The organism is Flavobacterium enshiense DK69, assembly GCF_000498495.1.
GTDB classification, from domain to species: domain Bacteria; phylum Bacteroidota; class Bacteroidia; order Flavobacteriales; family Flavobacteriaceae; genus Flavobacterium; species Flavobacterium enshiense.
The window spans coordinates 178,918-200,414 of the sequence record NZ_AVCS01000006.1; the positions used below are offsets into that span (position 1 = coordinate 178,918).

Consider the following 21,497-nt stretch of genomic DNA (forward strand, 5'->3'; position numbering starts at 1 on the left):
TTTCTATGGCATATTTCTTGTTAGTTCTGTAATTTAAAAAATTGAAAACATGAAAAAAATTATTGCCCCAATTTTACTGCTTTTTGTTTTTGTTTTTTTCGTCAGTAGTTTCGCCAGCGAGAAAATGAGGCTGAACGATAATACAAAAAGCGTGCTTCAGGATACTTTAAGAATAGATTCTACACAAATCCGTTTTAAATACAAACCTTACAAAAAAAGTGTGCACGCTTCGTACTACCACGACAGGTTTAACGGAAGGAAAACAGCAAGTGGGAAACGTTTCGATAATACAAAGTATACGGCTGCACATAAGAAATTACCTTTTGGGACAGCACTTAGGATAACAAATCCGGTCAATAATAAATCAGTTGTGGTAACCGTTATCGATAGAGGGCCATTCACGCGAGGTCGCGAAATCGACCTGTCTAAAAAAGCCTTTATGGAAATTTCCCATGCTAAAGGACGCGGATTTATTGATGTCAATATCGATGTAGTAAAAGAATAAGTTTAAGTTTTACCACTTTTTAAACGGATGGTTGCTTAGATAGGCATTGTAATAGCGTTGGTCACCGGTAACTTCTTTTCCCAGCCAATTCGGTTTTTCAAAGGATTCCGTTTCCGAAGAAAGTTCAATTTCGGCAATAATCAGGCCTTCGTTCTCACCCGAAAAAACATCCACCTCATAGACATGATTACCTGCTGTAATTTCATATCGGATTTTGTCGATAGTCCCTTGTTCGCAAAGAGGTAACAGTTGTTCGGCTTCCGTCAGGGGAATTTCTGTTTCCCATTCCAGGCGGGTGGTTCCGGATTCGTTTCCTTTTCCTTTAATGGTCAAAAATCCTTTGTCGCCTTTAATTCGTATACGTACAGTTCGCTCGGGGTGTGAGTTTAAGTAACCTTGCACGATTCGGTTTTTGGCAAAAGCCACTGCTTTGAAATCATCTGAAACGACCAAAAATTTTCGTTCTGTTTCCTGCATTTGAATAGGTTAAATTAAGTTGGAATAAGTGTCCAAGATAAGGAAATCAGTCAAACTGTCCCAAATTAAAAATGATATCTGACGGGACAATGGTTTTTGGATAATCGTTTTTAGACAGATGCCACATAGTTTTAGCGATATTTTCCGGAGGGATGCTTCGGAATTTTTTCAGTTTTCCGATCAATAGCGGATTTATGACTTTCATAAGGTAGATCCCCATGGTTTCGCCAACCCGAGCTTCATTTCGGTCACCTGCAATTAACGATGGTTCCAGAATATGTGTTTTTGGGATTCCCAAATCGATAACATGCCGTTCCATCTGTCCTTTGATGCGATTGTAAAAAACAGGGCTTTTGGGGTTTGCTCCCAAGGCTGAAATCACGATGAATGCAGGTATATTGTTCTGTTTTGCTAATTGGGCAGCGGTTACCGGGATTCCGAAGTCGATGGATTTGTATTCGTTTTCATCCGGGGTTTTGGCTTTGGTTGTTCCGATACAGCAAAAAACCACATCGCCTGTAAAATCGGCTGCATGATTTTCCAGATGGAGGACATCGACAATATGTTCTTCAATTTTCGGATGGGAATGTCCCGATTCCTTTCTTGAAAACAATTTTATTTTGTCAAAATCCGAATCGGAAAGCAACAAATCCAAAAGCAAACTGCCTGTCAATCCTGAGGCTCCCAAAAGTATGGCTGTTTTTTTCATTGGCTTAAAAATGTTCCTTGAATATACATAAATTTACGGTATGGAACCAGAGATGCTTCAAAGAAAAATTATCCATGTCGATATGGATGCTTTTTATGCTTCGGTGGAGCAGATGGATAATCCTTTGCTCAAAGGAAAGCCCATTGCGGTGGGTGGAAGTGAGGCAAGGGGAGTGGTTTCGGCTGCCAGTTATGAGGCACGGAAGTTCGGGGTCCGCAGTGCAATGAGTGGTTACATGGCCCGAAAATTGTGTCCTGAGCTGATCTTTGTACGCCCTCGCTTCGACCGGTACAAGGAAATTTCGAATAAAATCCGAAAAATATTTCACGAGTATACTGATCTAGTGGAACCGCTTTCGCTGGACGAAGCATACCTGGATGTTACCGAAAACAAAAAGGGAAATCCCAGTGCCACGTTAATTGCACAAGAAATCCGAAAACGCATTTTTGAAGAAGTTGGACTGACTGCCTCGGCTGGGATTTCCGTTAACAAATTTGTCGCTAAGATTGCATCGGATTACAACAAGCCAAACGGACAGAAAACGGTAAATCCCGATGAAGTGGAAGCTTTTATGGAGGGACTGGATGTGAAGAAGTTTTACGGCGTAGGGAAAGTAACTGCTGAACGAATGTATCAACTGGGGATATTTACTGGAGCAGACTTAAAAAGCAAATCTATAGAATACCTCGAACAGCATTTTGGGAACAGCGGAAGATCGTTTTACAATTTGTCAAGGGGAATCAGTTACAGCAAAGTTAAGCCGAATCGTACTTTAAAGTCGGTCGGAGCGGAACGGACATTCAACGTGAATCTGTCCTCTGAAATTTTCATGGAAGAACGATTGGAGAACATAGCAAAAGAACTGGAGCGCCGTCTTCAAAAAAGCAAAATAGCAGGGAAAACAGTTACGCTAAAAATCAAGTACTCCGACTTTACATTGCAGACACGAAGCAAAACCCTGCCTTATTTTATAGCCGATAAAAGTCTTATTTTTGAAGCAGCCAAAGAATTACTTTATCAGGAAAAAATGAAAGAGTCCGTTCGACTGCTCGGCATTTCATTACATAATCTAAATACTGAGATGAAGAAATCGGTAGTGGTTCAGCTGAAGTTTGATTTTTAAGGGAGTGAATTTTAACAAAACAGCTTTAATTGTATAGAAAAAATCATCAAAAAAAATTGTTAAATTTTAGTTAGACACCTAGTTTTGGGAACATTTTCGTTAGTAATAAAGCGAAAAGTGATATTTGTTAACTATAATGATATTCTTATGTTAAGAACTACTATAATGACAGTAGCGTTTCTCTTTTCAACACTAATGGCCTTTTCTCAGGGGGGCAATATTGATCCTACTTTTAATACTCTTGATTCGGGTTTCGGAAATGGAGATGGCTTTGATAATTATGTTTGGACTACTGTTATCCAAAACGATGGCAAAATAATTGTAGGAGGTTCTTTTTCTAAATTTAATGGAACAGCCGTTGGACATATTGTTCGTTTGAATGCTGATGGCACTTTGGACACTACTTTTATTATGGGGACTGGTTTTGATGCAGACGTGAATTCAATTTGTATTCAACCAGATGGGAAAATTATCGTTGGTGGTAATTTTGAATACTTTAATGGAACTTCTAGACGAGGTATAGCTCGTCTTAATACAGATGGTAGTTTAGACACTTTCTTTAATGCAGGAAACGGTTTTACAGGCGTGACAAGAGTTTGTGTTCAGCCTGATGGCAAAATTATCGCTGGAGGTGGCTATTACAATTTTAGTAGAGGAGTTACCCGTCTGAATCCTGATGGAAGTTTGGACACTTCTTTTAATCCGGGGAGTTTATCCGGATCTGGTCTTAATGGGTATGTTAATTCCATTTTTATCCAATCCGATGGTAAAATTATTTTGGGAGGGGTTTTCACCGCCTATAATAATGTGTCTATAAACAGAATAATTCGGCTGAATCCTGATAGTACTTTGGACACATCTTTTAATCCAGGTACAGGTTTTAATTTGGATGTTAATTCAATATCTGTTCAGTCTGATGGCAAAATTATTGTAGGAGGAATGTTTACCTCCTTTAATGGTACTTCCAGAAAACGTATTGCCCGTTTAAATTCTGACGGCAGTTTGGATAGCTCTTTTGATCCTGGAGGGGGGTTCAATGATGTTGTTTATTCGACAAGTATTCAGCCGGATGGCAAAATTATTGTTGGAGGAGGTTTTATTAATTATAGGACGATTACAACAAGGAGGAATAATATTGCACGTTTGAATAGTGATGCTTCTGTGGATGTTACTTTTGATCCGGGTATTGGGTTTGATGGCATCGTACATTCAACGGCAATTCAATCTGACGGTAAAATCATTGTGGGTGGCAAATTCTTTCAATTAAGGGGCACACAAGTCTCGCGAATTGCCCGTTTGAATGTTGATTCTAGTTCAGATAATTCATTTAATGCTGGAACCGGATGTATAGGTACTGTTAGTACAACTGCTGTCCAATCTGATGGCAAAATAATTGCTGGGGGACAGTTTTGGAGGTTCAATGGAAGAGTTGTAAGGCATATTGCACGCTTAAATAGTGATGGTAGCTTTGATGAGACTTTTAATGTTGGAACAGGGTTTGATGGTCCGACTGTTATAATTGTAATTCAACCGGATGGAAAAATTATCGTTGGAGGATCTTTTGATTACTTTAATGGAATTTATAAAAAGAATATAGCCCGTCTGAATGTTGATGGTAGTTTAGACACTACCTTTAGTATAGGAACTGGTTTTAATAGCAGTGTCCGCTCAATAGCTGTTCAATCAGATGGAAAAATAATTGTGGGTGGTGAATTTGATATGTTTAATAATGTATCAAGAAACCGTATTGCCCGTCTGAATGCTGATGGTAGTTTAGATACTTCTTTTAATCCGGGGACAGGTTTTAATAATACTGTCTATTCGGTCAAAATTCAGTCCGATGGTAAGTTAATTTTAGGAGGAGAATTTCAGTATTTTAATAGTATTTCAAGAAACCGTATTGCTCGTTTGAATACAGATGGTAGTTTAGATACTTCATTTAATCCCGGTAATGGGTTTTCTAATAGTGTGTATGCAACTTCTATCCAGTCTGATGGTAAAATTGTAGCTGCAGGTTTTTTTGATTATTTTAATGGTGTGTTAAGGAAATGTTTAGTTCGTCTTAATGCTGATGGTAGTTTGGATACTTCATTTAATGTAGGTAGCGGGTTTGGTTCTCGAGTGTCTGCATTATGTGTCCAGTCAGATGGTAAAATTCTTGCCGGTGGATGGTTTACAGTTTTTAATAATGTCTCGAGTAAATATATCGTTCGTTTGAATACAGATGGAAGTTTAGATAACACCTTTAATACAGCAACTGGTTTCAGTGAATTGGTAAGGACAATCTTTCAACAATCTGATGGTAAAATAATTGTTGGAGGTGATTTTACTTCATATAAAGGTGTTGGTAGAAATAGGATTTTGAGGCTTGTTGGGAATGGTACTTTAGCTGTGGATAATGGTTTTTTCAACGATTCATTGAAATTATTCCCAAATCCGTCAAATGGTCAGATGCAGATAGATTTAGGAGATACTTATCTTGGTGTTGAAATGGATGTAGTAAATGCTCTTGGTCAGAGAATTAAATCGGATTATTTTGAAACATGTAATAAGATTAATTTATCTATTGATAATGAGCCTGGAATTTATTTTATTAAATTAGTTACAGCCAGTGGTAATGAAGCGGTTTTAAAAGCAATAAAAATGTAGTTTTACTATTGACAATAATTAATTTCTGGTGTAAAATATGATTATAAATAAAAAATCCGTCAGTTCATGCTGGCGGATTTTTTTATACAAACTCTTGATTCCTGAAACAGCTAAGAATTGAGGTATCAGGAAAAAATGAAAGAATCCGTCCGCTTGTTAGGCATATCATTGCATAACCTGAACACCGAAATGAAGAAATCGGTAGTGGTTCAGCTGAAGTTTGATTTTTAATAATAAAAAAAACCGACTTCAATTTGAAATCGGTTTTTCGACATATTTTTCTGTGAATTAGTCTCTGCTGGAAATCTTGGAAAGCAAACGTAAAAACTCTACATACAACCAAACCAGGGTAATCATCAATCCCATGGCGCCAAACCATTCCATGTATTTCGGAAGACTTCTTTGTGCTCCTTTTTCAATCTGATCAAAGTCAAGGAATAAGTTTAAAGCAGCCACAATAACTACGAAAGCACTGATTCCGATGCTCATCAGGGAATTGCCATGGTGTATCGGTTGGAAATCAATGAATAAGGAAAATAACCATGAAAGCAGGTAAAAACTGGCTATGGCTAAAGTCGCTCCCACTACTACGGAACGAAAACGGTCGGTAACCTGAACAACATTGTATTTATATAATCCGAAACAAACAATGAAGGTTACGAAAGTAGCTCCCACTGCCTGAATAACCAATCCTGGGTACATCGTTTCGAAAATAGCTGAAATTCCTCCGATGAAAAGTCCTTCAAAAATGGCATAACCCGGTGCCAGATAGCCGGAGTGTTGCGGTTTGAAAGATGCGATAAGTACTAATATGAAACCGATAATGGCACCGCCGATAGTCAAAACGATAGGGTTGTAACCACTGAAAGTCATAGTCCAGGTTATTGCGGCCCCGGCAATCAATAAAAGCAACATCACAAAACTCTTGTTGATGGTCCCCTGAACCGTCATAGTGTCATTGTAATCAACTACAATGGTTTGAGGTTCGTTAATATTGTCGGCAGAATAACGCGTTGTATTGGTAAACGATTTGTTCTTAAAAAACGGATTGTTTGAATTCATAGTTTTCTTTTTAGTTATTCAAATATACTTTTTTTATTCAATTTCGGAAATACGAAGGGTGTTCACCATTCCTTTTGCCGTAACCGGCATGGCAGCTAGATTTACCAGCATGTCTCCTTTTTCGACAAACCCTTTTTCCATGCAAATGGCATTGATATCGTCAATAGTGTCGTCTGTGCTTACAAACTTATCGTATAAGAAAGATTTCACTCCCCAAAGCAGGTTTAATTGTGTAAGGATTCGTTTGTTTGATGTGAATACCAAAATGTGTGCATGAGGTCGCCACGCCGAAACCTGAAAAGCTGTATAACCGCTGTTCGTAAGTGTTGTGATGGCTTTGGCATTAATGTCGTTGGCTAAAAGCGCACCGTGGTAACATATGTTTTTGGTGATATAACGGTTTGTTTTTATCTGTGGCTGGTTCTGAGGCACCTGAATCAGCGGAGAATCTTCGACCGCTTCAATGATTTGTGTCATTTTTTCAATTACCTGAACTGGATAATTACCAACAGATGTTTCTCCGGATAACATTACGGCATCGGCACCGTCCATCACTGAGTTGGCTACGTCATTAACTTCTGCACGTGTTGGAGTCAGGCTGGTGATCATCGTTTCCATCATTTGTGTGGCGATAATTACAGGAATGCGTGCTGTTTTTGCACGATAAACCAATTTTTTCTGGATCAAAGGTACTTCCTGAGCAGGGATTTCAACTCCTAAGTCGCCACGCGCTACCATTAATCCGTCGCAGTAGGCTACTATTTTGTCGATGTTTTCCACCGCTTCTGGTTTTTCGATTTTAGCGATAACTGGAATTTTGTGAATGGAGTTAGCCGAAATCAAATCTCGTAAATCCTTTAAATCTTCCTGAGTTCGCACAAAGGAAAGTGCAATCCAGTCGACTTCACTTTTAATGGCAAAAAGTGCATCGCGGATGTCTTTTTCGGTCAAGGCCGGTAAGGAAACTTTTGTGTTTGGAAGGTTCACCCCTTTTTTAGATTTTAACGGGCCACCCTGAATTACAACTGCTTCCACTTCTGTGTTTTTGTCGGTTTTGCGAACTTCGAAGATAAGTTTTCCGTCATCCAACAATATGCGTTCCCCCGGATTAACATCCTTAGGAAATTCTTTGTAGTTCATGTAGACTCTCTCTGCAGTTCCCGGGATATCTTCAGCGGTGGTGAAAGTGATGATGTCGCCTTTACTTACCACAACATCTTCTTTCATTACGCCTACACGCAATTTAGGGCCTTGAAGATCGGCTAAAATGGAGGTGGTGTAACCGTATTCTTTATTCAGTTCCCTGATGATGTCAATGCGTTGTTGTACATCGGTATAATCAGCATGGGAGAAGTTTATTCTAAAAACATTTACCCCGGCATCTATCATTTCTTTCAGTACCTCTTTAGTACTGCAGGCCGGGCCAAGGGTTGCTACAATTTTTGTCTTTTTTCTTGTTGGCATTGTATTAGAAAATTAAATTATTTTTCGATTTCAGTGAATTTTGTTCGATTTTATAAGCTGTTGTAATTTGTTTAATCGTGAGCAATTCATCGATTAAATTGTCGGTATCAAAAAAATCGTCGGTATTTTCAATTTTTATGATATAGTCTACTTTCTTGAGTTCGGGAAGCAGAAAAATGTTGGTGGTAATGTCCAATCCTGTTTCTTCGAATAGGGAAGTGGCTTGGGATTGTTGGGTTACGACAGTAGTTTTGTTGGGGATTAAATTCCAATACAGTTCATGTTTTTCGTCATCAAAAACAAAACGGGTGAAATGGCTTTTGCCTTCAGGAATCTGTATGCCGATATCGTTCTTGCTTTTTTCGAAAGAAATAGCCAGTTTCTGATTGATGAAGTACGCCAGACGGTAATCCTCCAGCGAAGAATGTATCGCGACGAGCTGATAGTCAATCGAAATAAAATCGTCAATCTGGAGTTTGTGGATGGCCATAGGTACTGTTAAAGATAATGTAAATATAGTACATTATAGTCGGAAAATAACAGCAAAACAGCGTTGTTAACGATAATTTAGTGAAGTAGCGATCAGTCGTTGGATTTCATTTTTTCCTGAAAAACAAAGTAAGCGCGTTGGGATGCTTTTTCTTCTGCTTTTTTCTTGGAAGTGGCTCGGGCTTTAGCAACTATTTTATTGTCTATTTTAAGTTTTACCCCAAAATACTTCACACCTTCGTTTCCGCTATCTTCATATACATCATAGTGGAACGATTTTTTTTCTTTCTGGCACCATTCGATTACCAAACTTTTATAGCTGATCACTTTGCCTTCCAGTTTAGCAATATCCACATAAGGAAGAATCACTTTTTTATGGATGAATTTTTCGCAATATGCAAAGCCGCGGTCAAGGTAAATGGCGCCTATCAATGCTTCGAAAAGATTCCCGTGAATGTTTTCGCCAAAGTGCTGAGTGGCTACCTTGCTTTCAACGTGTTTGATAAGATTCAGGTCTTTTCCCAATTCGTTCAGGTGATCGCGGCTGACAATCTTCGAACGCATCTTGGTTAGATAGCCTTCGTCTCCGGTGGGTACTTCGTTAAAAAGGTGCGCGGCAATAACAGAACCCAGCATTGCATCGCCCAGGAATTCCAATCGCTCGTAATTAATGGGGTTTCCTTTTTCGTCCACTTTATTTAACGAGCGATGGGTAAAAGCTTTACGGTAATTGCTCAAATCGAGCGGTTGAAAGCCTAGTATTTTATGGATGGCATCAAAAAAAATCCCGTCTTCTGGAGAGCGGGAATTTGAAAATATTTTCTTGATGATTCTCTTCATGGCAAACGATTACTCTTCAATTTTTTTAAATAGAACGCATGCGTTGTGACCACCAAAACCAAACGTGTTGCTCATAGCAACTTTTACGTCTCTTTTTTGCGGTTTGTTCAGCGTTAAATTTAAACTTGGGTCAATGTTTTCGTCTACAGTCGAGTGGTTAATTGTTGGCGGGACAATACCGTGTTTCATTGCTAAGATAGAAGCAATAGCTTCGATAGCTCCGGCAGCGCCAAGCAAGTGACCTGTCATTGATTTTGTCGAGTTGATATTGATGTTTTTAGCATGTTCACCGAAAACAGCGCTGATTGCTTTTAATTCAGCAACGTCACCAAGCGGAGTAGAAGTTCCGTGCGTGTTGATGTGATCAACTTCTTCCGGTTTCATGCCTGCATCACGCAATGTGTTGTTCATTACAGCAATTACACCGATTCCTTCCGGATGTGGAGCTGTTAAATGGTAAGCGTCGGATGACATTCCTCCACCGCCGATTTCGCAATAGATTTTTGCGCCACGGGCTTTAGCATGTTCGTATTCTTCCAATACCAATGCACCTGCTCCTTCGCCTAATACGAATCCGTCGCGGGTAGCATCGAATGGTCTTGATGCGGTTTCCGGACTCTCGTTTCGGGTTGATAAAGCATGCATGGAGTTGAATCCGCCCATTCCGGCAATAGTTACGGCTGCTTCAGATCCTCCGGAAATGATAACGTCGCACATTCCCAAACGGATGTAGTTGAAAGCGTCAATTAATGCATTAGCAGAAGATGCACATGCAGAAACAGTAGTATAGTTAGGGCCCATAAAGCCGTTACGCATGGAAATGTGCGCAGGGGCAATATCGGCAATCATTTTTGGTATGAAGAATGGATTGAATTTAGGAGTTCCGTCGCCTTTAGCGTAGTACATAACCTCTTCCTGGAAAGTTTCCAATCCTCCGATTCCGGCTCCCCAAATAACGCCAACGCGATATTTGTCTACATTTTCACCAGTAATTCCGGCATCTTTAATAGCCTCGTCGCTGGCAGCAATGGCATATTGCGCAAATTTATCCAATCTACGAGCTTCTTTACGATCCATATACGTTTCGATGTTGAAGTTTTTCACTTCACATGCGAATTTTGTCTTGTGTTTTTCGGTATCGTAATATGTTATTGGGGCAGCGCCGCTTCTTCCATTAACCAAACCATCCCAATATTCTTCGATGGAATTTCCAATGGGTGTAAGAGCGCCTAAACCTGTTACTACAACTCGTTTTAATGCCATAATATATTTTTTACAATGTATTTAAACAAATAATACCCATGTTGCTTTTTCTAGTCTGTAAAGGAAACATGGGTACTATGGATTGTATTTTTTTGATTGCTTCCAATCAGTTTTTTTCAGATGGAAAAATAATAACACCCATGCATTCCGGAGAATGCATGAGGTTTATGTAAGTTATTATTTTTTAGCTTCTTCGATGTAAGAAATAGCTTGACCAACAGTAGCAATGTTTTCAGCTTGATCGTCTGGGATTTGAATATCAAATTCTTTTTCGAACTCCATGATAAGCTCAACAGTGTCTAATGAATCAGCTCCTAAGTCGTTTGTGAAGCTAGCTTCAGTTACAACTTCATTTTCGTCAACACCTAATTTGTCTACGATAATCGCTTTTACTCTTGATGCAATGTCTGACATAATCTTTGATTTTAAATTTAAATTGTTGGCAAAAATAAAAAACTTTATTTTAAAACAACGGTTTACTGAAAAAATGTGACTACGAAATTAAAAAAAATAATTTTATAAAGTCTCTTAATTTTTATTTATTATCGTTTATTATTCTTTTTTTTGCACTGTGAAAACGATGGTTTTCCGTCTATTTAAATGTTAGAGGGTCAGATGAAAAAAATAGTGATTTTTGCTTCCGGTTCCGGTTCGAATGCCGAAAATATCATACTGCATTTCAAAAATAACCAAAAGGCTGATGTGGTTGCGGTATTAACGAACAATGCAAAGGCTAAAGTTATAGAAAGGGCTGAAAACCATGGTGTTTCTGCAATAGTTTTTGATAAAGCTGAGTTAGCCGACGGAACGGTTTCGCGAAAAGTTAACGAGCTGCAGCCGGATCTGATCGTGTTGGCTGGATTCCTTCTGATGTTTCCTAACGAGATTATTGAAAACTATACGGATAAAGTCATTAATATCCACCCGGCCTTATTGCCAAAATACGGTGGAAAAGGAATGTACGGCATGAAAGTGCATCAGACGGTTTTAGATAATAAGGATGCAGAAACCGGTATCACGATTCATTATGTAAATGAAAAATATGACGAGGGAGCAATAATTTTTCAGGCTACCACTTCAATTGAAGACTGTACTGTGCCGGAAGAAATCGCTGAAAAAGTTCATGAATTGGAATATAGGCATTTCCCGGAAGTAATCGAAAAACTGCTATCCCATTAATCAAAAGTATTGAAATCCTACGAAGTACATATTTATACCGATGGCGCATCCAAGGGAAATCCTGGGCCTGCTGGTTATGGTGTGATCATGGAAATGGTAGGGACTCCTTATAAAAAAGAATTTTACGAAGGTTTCCGGTTGTCGACCAATAACAGGATGGAGCTGCTGGCAGTTATCGTGGGTCTGGAGAAATTAAAAAAGCAGGGGACAGCCGTTTTGATAACATCAGATTCCAAATATGTGATCGATTCGGTTCTGAAAGGTTGGGTTTTCGGTTGGGAAAAGAAAAATTTCGCAGGAAAGAAAAATCCTGATTTATGGATGCGTTTTCTTAAAATTTACCGCAAGCATCAGGTTGATTTTCGATGGATTAAAGGACATAGCAGTCATCCTCAAAACGAGCGTTGCGACGCTTTGGCAGTAATGGCTTCACAACAAGAGAAGCTTTCTGTTGATTTTTTTTATGAAAAAGAAGAAGGTCAGTTGCTTTGATTTTTATAACTTTAAGGGATGAAATGGTCCCTGTCATATCTATTTTACTCGCTTTTTTGTCTTTTGATGGGTTTTTGTGCCCATTCACAGAAAAAAACGGAACTCGCCCTTGACAAAGAGGGCATAAAAATTTATTTGACCAAATTTGACACCACTGCTTTTAGGGAATACAAGGCTGTTATGACGGTTCATGCCAACATTGATACCATCGTAAAACAGCTGATTGATGTAAAAAGTCTTCAGAAATGGAATTTTAAAAACCGGCACAGTGAGTTGGTGAAAAAGGTTTCAGATACCAGCTGGATATTTTATATAGTACATCATTTAGGATGGCCAATACAAGAGCGGGATAATGTTTCCCGGGTTACGTTAATAAACAAAGGAAACGAACGAATCATTACCATAACTCCTGATAATAGGCTGTTGAAAGAAAAAGAAGGTCGTGTCCGGTTAACTAATTTTAAGGGTTTTTGGTATTTAAAACGGATTGATGCCAAGCAAACATTGGTGATCCAACAAGTTTACGGTGACCCCGGAGGAATGATTCCGGCCTTTATGGTTAATATGGTGGTAACCAAGGGTCCGTTCGATTCTTTTAAAGCGCTTAGGCGGCACGTCGAAAATCTTAACAAAAAATAGGCTTTTTAGAACGAAAACTATGTCGTACATTTGCTCCTTCAAAAGTAGGATCATTTTATGAACAAATTATTGATTGTAGGGACGGTAGCGTTTGATGCCATTGAAACACCTTTCGGGAAAACCGATAAAATTTTAGGTGGGGCAGGAACATATATCGGACTTTCAGCTTCTCATTTCAACCTGAAATCAGCCATTGTTTCCGTAGTAGGAGACGATTTTCCACAAGAATATTTAGATTTATTAAAAGCCAAAAATATTGATATTTCAGGTCTTGAAGTGGTTCAGGGCGGAAAAACATTCTTTTGGAGCGGTCGTTACCACAACGATTTGAATTCCAGAGACACTTTGGATACCCAATTGAACGTATTGGCAGATTTTCAGCCGAAAGTTCCGGCTGATTTCAAGAACGCTGATGTGGTAATGCTTGGGAATTTACATCCATTAGTTCAAAGCAGCGTTTTGGATCAGATGGAGACACAACCAAAATTAGTTGTTTTGGATACCATGAATTTTTGGATGGATTGTGCATTACCGGAATTGTTGGACGTAATCAAACGCGTAGACGTGATTACAATCAACGATGAAGAAGCGCGTCAGTTGTCTGGAGAGTATTCATTGGTGAAAGCTGCTGCTAAAATTCATGAGATGGGGCCGAAATACGTGGTAATCAAAAAAGGAGAACACGGGGCTTTACTTTTCAATAGCGATAAAGTGTTTTTTGCACCGGCATTGCCTTTGGAAGAAGTGTTTGACCCGACAGGAGCCGGCGATACATTCGCAGGAGGTTTCGCAGGGTTTATCACACAAAGCGAAAACATTTCGTTTGACAACATGAAAAACGCCATTATTTACGGTTCAAATTTAGCCTCCTTCTGTGTGGAGAAATTCGGAACGGAAAGAATGGAAAAGTTACAGAAAGAGGAGGTTTCGGCTCGTTTACGACAGTTTAAGGCCTTAACACAATTTGACATTGCGCTGGAAAACTAGCACTTACATACGAGCCTCGGAAACGGGGCTCTTTTGATTAATAAACAACACAACACACAATAATTATGAGCGACGCTTTAAAACACGAGTGTGGCATTGCACTTTTAAGATTGAAAAAGCCATTGGAATTCTACAAAGAAAAATATGGCACCGCTTTTTATGGGGTACAGAAAATGTACCTTTTAATGGAAAAACAGCACAACCGCGGTCAGGACGGAGCAGGTCTTGCCAGCATTAAACTGGATATGGAACCCGGAGAGCGCTACATTAGCCGTGTGCGTTCCAATCAGGCGCAACCTATTCAGGATATTTTCGCACAAATTAATCAGCGTATCAACGAAGAAATGAAACAGAACCCTGAATATCAGGATAATGTTGCACTTCAAAAAGAGAACGTTCCCTATATTGGCGAATTGTTTTTAGGACACGTTCGTTACGGGACTTTCGGTAAAAACAGCATAGAAAGTGTTCACCCGTTTTTGCGTCAGAACAATTGGATGCATCGTAATCTGATTGTGGCCGGAAACTTCAATATGACTAACGTAAAAGAACTTTTCCAAGATCTGGTACGTTTGGGTCAGCATCCGAAAGAAATGGCGGATACCGTTACAGTAATGGAAAAAATCGGTCATTTTCTTGATGATGAAGTTGATGAATTGTACAAGGATTGTAAAAACGAAGGTTTAAGTAAAAGAGAAGCTTCTCCTGTTATTGCCGAGAGATTGGATGTAGGAAGAATTTTAAGAAGAGCTTCCAAAAACTGGGATGGCGGTTATGCCATGGCAGGATTATTAGGTCACGGAGACGCTTTTGTAACTCGTGATCCGGCAGGAATTCGTCCGGCGTTTTATTATGAGGATGAGGAAATCGTGGTGGTAGCTTCAGAGCGACCGGTTATTCAGACCGTTTTCAATGTACCATTCGAATCCATTAAGGAAATCACACCGGGGCATGCCATTATCGTTAAAAAAGACGGTCGTGTAATCGATGAGCAAATCCGTGAAGCTCTGCCATTGAAAGCCTGTTCGTTTGAGAGAATCTATTTCTCCCGTGGTAGTGATGCCGAAATTTATCAGGAACGTAAGGATTTAGGAAAATTAATCATGCCAGCGGTTTTGGAAGCGGTTGAAAATGATACGGACAGCACCGTTTTTTCCTATATTCCGAACACGGCAGAAACTTCATTCTACGGAATGGTTGAGGCGGCCAATGATTTCTTGAATCAAAGGAAAATTGCTGATATTTTAGCCAATAAAGATTCACTTTCCGCAGAAAAATTACAGGAAATTTTGTCGGTGAAATTACGCTCGGAGAAGATTGCGATTAAAGACGTGAAATTGCGTACTTTCATTACAGAAGACAGTAGTCGTGATGATATGGTGGCACACGTATATGATGTGACATATGGAGTGATTAAACCAACTGATAATTTGGTTATCATCGATGACAGTATCGTTCGCGGAACTACCCTGCAGAAAAGTATCATCAAAATGATGGATCGTCTGAATCCGAAAAGGCTTGTTATTGTTTCATCGGCACCGCAAATCCGCTATCCGGACTGTTACGGAATCGATATGGCAAAACTGGAAGGTTTAGTAGCGTTCCGTGCGGCAATGGAATTGTTGAAAGAGCGTAATTTAATGCATATTGTTGAAGACGTTTATAAGAAGTCTAAAGCACAAGAGAATTTCCATGACAGTGAGGTGGTGAATTACGTAAAAGAGATTTATGCGCCGTTCACCGATCAAGAGATTTCAGATAAAATCGCTCAGATGTTAACTGAAAGTACGGTTAAAACAGAAGTTAAAATCATCTTCCAAACGGTTGAAAATTTACATAAGGCATGTCCTAAAAACTTAGGAGACTGGTACTTCACAGGAAATTATCCAACGGATGGTGGTAATCGCGTGGTGAATCGTGCCTTCATGAATTTCTATGAAGGTAAAGATGCGCGCGCTTACTAAAAATCTTACAAAAATACCGTTCGTCGATTTTATTTGCATTTCGTCAGTTTTTTTTGAAAGATGAAAAGCATCGCAATACATTCGTACTACCATAGCATTAGTAGGTTAAGTTTATGGTAGATTTGGGGCAAAAAGGGTGGAAGCAATTCCACCTTTTTTATTTTATCCATTTTGCATTTAACGAAGGTAATTTGTTGCTGATTAAAGGTTTGTTATCACATGAAAATGTACTTTGTCGAAAAAAAATGCAGTATATCTGATTTATTTGAGAGGGAAATATAGTCGCCATACATTCGTATCACCATAGCATTAGTAGGTTAAGTTTATGGTAGATTTGGGGCAAAAAGGGTGGAAGCAATTCCACCTTTTTATTTTTAGGAAAAATCACAAAAATCCATAAAAAAAGAGAACTAACTAGTTCTCTTTTTGATTTATAAAAGTATTGCGAAATTATTATTTCGCTGCTGCATATCTTCTTGCAACTTCTGTCCAGTTAATTACGTTGAAGAAAGACTCAATATAATCTGGTCTTCTGTTTTGGTAGTTTAGGTAATAAGCATGTTCCCAAACGTCCATTCCTAAAATTGGCTGACCGCCGCAAGGAACTCCCGGCATGATTGGGTTGTCTTGGTTTGGCGTAGAACATACCTCCAATTTACCATCTTTTACACACAACCAAGCCCATCCTGAACCAAAACGGGTTGCTCCGGCTTTAGCAAATTCTGCTTTGAATTGTTCAAAAGAACCGAAAGCGGTATTGATAGCTTCAGCTAATTCTCCAGTTGGAAGGCCGCCGGCATTTGGCGCCATGATTTCCCAAAACATTGTGTGGTTGTAATGCCCGCCACCGTTGTTGCGAACAGCCATATTGTTCATGTCAAGATTTTTAAGGATATCCTCAATAGATTTCCCTTCCAAATCTGTACCGGCAATAGCGGTATTTAAGTTTGTGATATAAGCGTTGTGGTGTTTTGAATGGTGGATTTCCATTGTTCTTGCATCAATATGAGGCTCTAAGGCGTCATAAGCATATGGTAATTGTGGTAATTCGAATGCCATGATATTTTTATATTTAAAGATTAATAATTAAATGCATTCAAAAATATAAATTTATCTTCGTAAAAGAAAATAGTATTAGGCTATTCTTACAGTGTCAAAACCAATTGAAGTCAAAATAATTTGGATAAAAAAGCTTTCACCATTTACGATGCCTCGGCCGGTTCCGGAAAAACCTATACGCTGGTAAAAGAATATTTAAAAATTCTCATGTTGGCCAACACCAACGATGCCTACAAGAAAATCCTCGCCATCACTTTTACCAATAAAGCGGTGGAGGAAATGAAATCCCGTATCGTGAGTTCGTTACACGAATTTTCCAAAGACGAACCGAATCCAAAAGCGCAGGATTTTATGAAAGACATAGCCTCGGAAACCAAGCTTTCTGTGGCAACCATTAAAGACAAATCGAAGGCGATCATCAAAAACATCATTCACAATTATGCGGCTTTTGATATTTCCACTATTGATAAATTTACCCATAAAGTAATTCGTGCTTTTGCTCATGATTTGAATCTTCCCGTGACATTCGAAGTGTCACTGGAAACTGATTTGCTGTTGCAGGAGGCGGTTGACGCTATTATTGCCAAAGCGGGCGAAGACGAGTTACTGACCAAGATACTAGTCGATTTTTCCGTTGATAAAACCGATAACGATAAGAGTTGGGATGTAACGCATGAATTGTTTGATGTGAGCCGACTTTTGGTTAACGAAAACAACCGAAACGAAATCTCGCATTTCCACGAAAAGACTATCGATGAATTTTTAGAGATCCGGGAAAAACTGGCGGAGGCTATAAAAACACTGGAAAACGAATGTGTGGATTTAGCTGAAGAAGCACTGCAGTTGATAGAAAACAATAGCATTGATAAATCATCTTTTTCACGCGGCACATTCCCCAATCATTTGGGCTATATTCAAAATGGTGAATTGAAAAGTTCGCATAAAAAGTTTTTTGAAGCCGAAGATATTCAGGTGAATAAAGCAGCAAAAGATAAAGCCATAATCGAAAGTATAGCGCCGGAACTGATTGTAATTCTGGCCAAAGTGTATAAAAATTACGAAAAGAAGAATTTCTACGCTGCTTTTCAGAAAAACATCACGCCCTTATCGCTACTGAACTCGATTGCTCAGGAGCTTGACACAATTCAGAAAGAGAAAAACATTTTGTCGATTTCCGAATTCAATGCGATTATCCACAACGAAATCCAGAATCAGCCCGCACCTTTTATTTATGAACGGTTGGGGGAACGCTATAAACATTTCTTTATTGATGAATTCCAGGATACTTCCGAAATGCAATGGCACAATCTGGTTCCGCTGATAGATAATGCGCTTTCCTCCGAAGATTTGTCCGGTACGCAAGGTTCGTTGATGATTGTGGGCGATCCGAAACAGTCAATTTACCGTTGGCGTGGCGGTAAAGCCGAACAGTTCATCAGTCTGAGTAAAGATGAAAACCCGTTTTCCAATCCGGATAAAGAACTGGTGAGGTTGGGTAAAAATTTTCGGAGTTATTCGGAAGTGATCGAATTCAACAATGCCTTTTTTGCCATGTTGGCCGATGAATTCTCCAATGAGGATTATCAGGATTTGTACCGAAATAAAAGCAGTCAGGAAGTCAACAGCAAACAAGGTGGTTATGTGAATATTTCGTTTATTCCAAAAGTGGAAAAAAATGGAGATATGTCTGATGAAGAAGCAGACGACAAAGAACAGTTGTATCTGAAAGCGACCTTGGTGACCATTGAAAAAGTGAAGGCAAAAGGATTTCAGTATCGCGACATTGTTTTGCTAACGAGGAAGCGGGCATCGGGCATTGCGCTTGCGAATTATTTAACCGAAAACGATGTTCCGATTCTGTCTTCGGAAACCTTGCTGATCGATAATGCCACGGAGGTAAAGCTGATTCTGAACGTGCTGCGTTATCTGAAAAATAACAACGATAAGGAAGCCAAAGCGGCATTCTTATATTTCATCGCCAAAAACAAGCAAGCCGAATTGCCGATTCATGACTTTATAGAAATCGGGATGGCTAAATCTTCGGAAGAAGCCTTGGAGGATTGGCTGAAGGAGTCCGGTATTTTCATATCGTTCAAAAACTGCCGTAAAAAGTCATTGTATGAAGCGGTGGAGATTATCGTTTCGACCTTTATCAAGGAGAAGAGCACCGTTTCTTACGTGCAATATTTCATGGATCTGGTTTTGGAACGTGATGTGCGTACCCAGGCCGGTGTTTCGGATTTTCTTGAGTATTGGGAAAACAATGGTGCCAAGTTCAGTATTCCTTCTCCGGAAGGGAACGATGCGGTCAGGATTATGACGATTCATAAATCGAAAGGACTGGAATTTCCTGTGGTGATTTTTCCTTTTGCAGAAGAAGATTACGCCCGATCGCCACGAAATAAAATGTGGCTGGAATTGGAAGACGAAACGCTGAATATTCCGAAAGCGCTTGTGGATACCAAAAAGGAGGTGGCTGAATACGGGGAAAACGCCGCGCAGGTATATGAAGAAAGAAGCCAGGAGGAGCTTTTGGATAATATCAATGTGTTGTATGTAGCTTTGACAAGGGCTGAAGAACAATTGTATGTTATTTCGAATAAAAATCTCACCAGTAAAGGCGAGCTTACGAACAATATGTCGTCGTATTTTATCAAATACCTTTATTTTAAAGAAGTGTATGATGATAATGAAATGGAATTTGAATTTGGTGACAGCAATCGGTTGTCGACAGCCAAAGGAGAAAGGGAAAAGCAGCCTGTGATTGAAATCGTCAATGAGGTTTTTAATCCGAAAAAAATCAAAATCGCACAAAGGGAAGCCTTGATGTGGGGAACGGATAGGATGAAAGCAATCGAATTCGGAACAGTGGTTCATGAAATTTTATCGTTTGTAAGAACCAAAGACGATGTGGAGTTGGCTTTGATGAAAGCAGTCGAAAACGGATTAATCACGGAGAGCCAAAAAACGGAAGTGCGTGAAATGGTCGGCCGGATCGTTAATCATCCGGAATTGCAACTGTTTTTTGAAGCAGATAAAAAAGTGTACAATGAACAGAATATTATCAAAAAAGGAACAGCTACAATCAAACCCGACCGTGTTTCTGTAAAAGGGAATAAGGCTTATTTGCTGGATTACAAAACCGGAGCCCATCAGAAAAAATATGAACTCCAATTATCTGAATATGAAAGTGCCTTGCAGGAGATGGGTTTTTCTGTTGAGAAAAAAACACTGGTGTATATAGGGGAAAAGTTAGAAGTAGTACATTTGTGATCTTTGAAAAAAGGGTCAAAAGTAAAGAAGTAAGAGAGAAGCTTCAAGTAATAAAAATCAAACAATCGAAATAAACATATAACAACATGTACGGAAAAATTAAAGAGCATTTGCAAAACGAACTGAATTCGATTCAGGAAAACGGATTGTATAAGAAAGAGCGCATCATAACGTCGCCTCAAGGTGCGGAAATCAAGATTTCAACCGGCGAAACGGTTTTGAATTTTTGTGCGAATAACTATTTAGGATTGTCGTCACATCCGGAAGTGGTTCAGGCGGCAAAAGATGCTTTGGATACGCATGGTTTCGGAATGTCATCGGTGCGTTTCATTTGCGGGACGCAGGATATCCATAAAAACCTGGAAAAAAAGATAGCTGATTTTTACGGAACCGAAGATACGATTTTGTATGCTGCAGCTTTTGATGCGAACGGAGGAGTTTTTGAACCTTTGTTGGGTGAGGAAGACTGTATTATTTCTGATAGTTTAAACCATGCTTCCATTATTGATGGGGTGCGCTTGTGTAAAGCGGCTCGTTACCGTTATGAAAATAACAACATGGAAGATTTGGAAAAACAGCTGATTCAGGCCAATGCTGAAGGACGTCGTTTCAAATTGATCGTTACTGACGGTGTGTTCTCGATGGACGGATTAGTAGCTCCATTGGATAAAATCTGTGATCTGGCTGACAAATACGATGCTATGGTAATGGTGGATGAGTGTCACGCGGCTGGTTTTATCGGAGCAACCGGAAAAGGAACTCTGGAAGCTAAAGGAGTGATGGGACGTGTGGATATCATCACGGGAACACTTGGAAAAGCACTTGGTGGAGCAATGGGAGGTTATACGACCGCTAAAAAGGAAATCATTGAAATTCTGCGTCAGCGTTCCCGTCCGTACTTATTTTCCAATTCGTTAGCGCCTTCTATTGTGGGAGCGTCGATTAAAGTTTTTGAGTTGCTGGAAAAGGACACAACTTTACGCGATAAATTGGAGTGGAATACTAACTACTTCAAAGACGGAATGAAAAAGGCCGGATTTGATATTATCGATGGTGATTCGGCGATCGTTCCGGTGATGCTGTACGATGCAAAATTGTCTCAGGTAATGGCGGACGAACTGCTTAAAAAAGGAATTTATGTAATTGGGTTTTTCTTCCCTGTAGTGCCTAAGGATAAAGCCCGAATTCGTGTGCAATTATCTGCTGCTCATACACAAGAACATCTTGATAAGGCAATTAACGCATTTACAGAGGTTGGAAAAATGTTAAAAGTGATATAATATATAGCTTTTTTTTAGTAAGAAAATGTATTTTTTTTAACAA

Annotated in this window: 19 protein-coding genes and 1 pseudogene; 11 read left to right on the forward strand and 9 right to left on the reverse strand. The window is 39.3% G+C overall.

Annotated elements, in window-relative coordinates; all coding sequences use genetic code 11:
* The first annotated feature begins 49 nt into the window (after positions 1-49).
* Positions 50-505: a septal ring lytic transglycosylase RlpA family protein gene (locus FEDK69T_RS03585; RefSeq protein ID WP_023572781.1), complete on the forward strand. Its 456-nt coding sequence runs from the start codon at positions 50-52 to the stop codon at positions 503-505.
* Between the two features lie 9 nt (positions 506-514).
* On the opposite strand, the gene FEDK69T_RS03590 is transcribed toward FEDK69T_RS03585, so the two are convergent.
* Together FEDK69T_RS03590 and FEDK69T_RS03595 are read right to left on the reverse strand one after the other, a co-directional pair.
* Positions 515-982, reverse strand: coding sequence for a CYTH domain-containing protein (locus FEDK69T_RS03590; RefSeq protein ID WP_023572782.1), 468 nt, complete (start codon positions 980-982; stop codon positions 515-517).
* A gap of 46 nt (positions 983-1,028) precedes the next feature.
* Positions 1,029-1,691, reverse strand: coding sequence for an NAD(P)H-binding protein (locus FEDK69T_RS03595; protein WP_023572783.1), 663 nt, complete (start codon positions 1,689-1,691; stop codon positions 1,029-1,031).
* Between the two features lie 40 nt (positions 1,692-1,731).
* Here FEDK69T_RS03595 and dinB point away from each other — a divergent pair, with 40 nt between their 5' ends.
* The 3 genes and pseudogenes from dinB to FEDK69T_RS15780 all read left to right on the forward strand — a co-directional run.
* Complete coding sequence (gene dinB / locus FEDK69T_RS03600; RefSeq protein ID WP_023572784.1) at positions 1,732-2,814, forward strand: DNA polymerase IV; 1,083 nt, start codon at positions 1,732-1,734, stop codon at positions 2,812-2,814.
* Positions 2,815-2,979: 165 nt separating this feature from the next.
* On the forward strand, positions 2,980-5,463 hold the full coding sequence (locus FEDK69T_RS03605) for a T9SS type A sorting domain-containing protein (protein ID WP_162147236.1): 2,484 nt from the start codon (positions 2,980-2,982) through the stop codon (positions 5,461-5,463).
* A 114-nt stretch (positions 5,464-5,577) separates the two neighbouring features.
* Positions 5,578-5,694 (forward strand): annotated as a pseudogene (locus tag FEDK69T_RS15780) (DNA polymerase IV); the annotation flags it as partial.
* Between the two features lie 57 nt (positions 5,695-5,751).
* Here FEDK69T_RS15780 and FEDK69T_RS03610 read toward each other — a convergent pair.
* From FEDK69T_RS03610 to FEDK69T_RS03635, 6 genes are all read right to left on the reverse strand, one after another.
* Complete coding sequence (locus FEDK69T_RS03610) at positions 5,752-6,525, reverse strand: Bax inhibitor-1/YccA family protein (protein WP_023572787.1); 774 nt, start codon at positions 6,523-6,525, stop codon at positions 5,752-5,754.
* A gap of 33 nt (positions 6,526-6,558) precedes the next feature.
* Positions 6,559-7,989: a pyruvate kinase gene (pyk, locus tag FEDK69T_RS03615; protein ID WP_023572788.1), complete on the reverse strand. Its 1,431-nt coding sequence runs from the start codon at positions 7,987-7,989 to the stop codon at positions 6,559-6,561.
* 4 nt (positions 7,990-7,993) lie between these two features.
* Positions 7,994-8,479 (reverse strand): IPExxxVDY family protein, encoded by a 486-nt coding sequence (locus tag FEDK69T_RS03620; RefSeq protein WP_023572789.1) that lies wholly within the window; start codon positions 8,477-8,479, stop codon positions 7,994-7,996.
* Between the two features lie 92 nt (positions 8,480-8,571).
* The gene (gene rnc, locus FEDK69T_RS03625) at positions 8,572-9,318 is read right to left on the reverse strand and encodes a ribonuclease III (protein WP_023572790.1); all 747 of its coding nucleotides are present in this window, start codon (positions 9,316-9,318) and stop codon (positions 8,572-8,574) included.
* A gap of 9 nt (positions 9,319-9,327) precedes the next feature.
* On the reverse strand, positions 9,328-10,581 hold the full coding sequence (gene fabF, locus FEDK69T_RS03630; protein ID WP_023572791.1) for a beta-ketoacyl-ACP synthase II: 1,254 nt from the start codon (positions 10,579-10,581) through the stop codon (positions 9,328-9,330).
* Between the two features lie 177 nt (positions 10,582-10,758).
* Positions 10,759-10,995 (reverse strand): acyl carrier protein, encoded by a 237-nt coding sequence (locus tag FEDK69T_RS03635; RefSeq protein ID WP_007137004.1) that lies wholly within the window; start codon positions 10,993-10,995, stop codon positions 10,759-10,761.
* A 201-nt stretch (positions 10,996-11,196) separates the two neighbouring features.
* Here FEDK69T_RS03635 and purN point away from each other — a divergent pair, with 201 nt between their 5' ends.
* The 5 genes from purN (at position 11,197) to FEDK69T_RS03660 (ending at position 15,842) form a co-directional block, all read left to right on the forward strand.
* A complete protein-coding gene (gene purN, locus FEDK69T_RS03640) occupies positions 11,197-11,760 on the forward strand; it encodes a phosphoribosylglycinamide formyltransferase (RefSeq protein WP_035630683.1) in 564 nt (187 codons plus the stop codon).
* Positions 11,761-11,769: 9 nt separating this feature from the next.
* On the forward strand, positions 11,770-12,252 hold the full coding sequence (locus tag FEDK69T_RS03645) for a ribonuclease HI (protein ID WP_023572795.1): 483 nt from the start codon (positions 11,770-11,772) through the stop codon (positions 12,250-12,252).
* 66 nt (positions 12,253-12,318) lie between these two features.
* Positions 12,319-12,891 carry an START domain-containing protein gene (locus tag FEDK69T_RS03650; RefSeq protein WP_023572796.1) on the forward strand — a complete coding sequence of 191 codons (573 nt, stop codon included), beginning with the start codon at positions 12,319-12,321 and terminating at the stop codon, positions 12,889-12,891.
* A 57-nt stretch (positions 12,892-12,948) separates the two neighbouring features.
* Complete coding sequence (locus FEDK69T_RS03655; RefSeq protein ID WP_023572797.1) at positions 12,949-13,878, forward strand: PfkB family carbohydrate kinase; 930 nt, start codon at positions 12,949-12,951, stop codon at positions 13,876-13,878.
* Between the two features lie 65 nt (positions 13,879-13,943).
* Positions 13,944-15,842, forward strand: a complete 1,899-nt coding sequence (locus tag FEDK69T_RS03660) for an amidophosphoribosyltransferase (RefSeq protein WP_023572798.1) — start codon at positions 13,944-13,946, stop codon at positions 15,840-15,842.
* 453 nt (positions 15,843-16,295) lie between these two features.
* On the opposite strand, the gene FEDK69T_RS03665 is transcribed toward FEDK69T_RS03660, so the two are convergent.
* Complete coding sequence (locus tag FEDK69T_RS03665; RefSeq protein WP_023572800.1) at positions 16,296-16,901, reverse strand: superoxide dismutase; 606 nt, start codon at positions 16,899-16,901, stop codon at positions 16,296-16,298.
* Between the two features lie 120 nt (positions 16,902-17,021).
* Here FEDK69T_RS03665 and FEDK69T_RS03670 point away from each other — a divergent pair, with 120 nt between their 5' ends.
* Entirely contained in the window at positions 17,022-20,174 is a 3,153-nt protein-coding gene (locus tag FEDK69T_RS03670; protein WP_023572801.1) for a UvrD-helicase domain-containing protein, read from the forward strand.
* Between the two features lie 86 nt (positions 20,175-20,260).
* The gene (kbl, locus tag FEDK69T_RS03675) at positions 20,261-21,454 is read left to right on the forward strand and encodes a glycine C-acetyltransferase (protein ID WP_023572802.1); all 1,194 of its coding nucleotides are present in this window, start codon (positions 20,261-20,263) and stop codon (positions 21,452-21,454) included.
* The last annotated feature ends 43 nt before the right edge of the window (positions 21,455-21,497 follow it).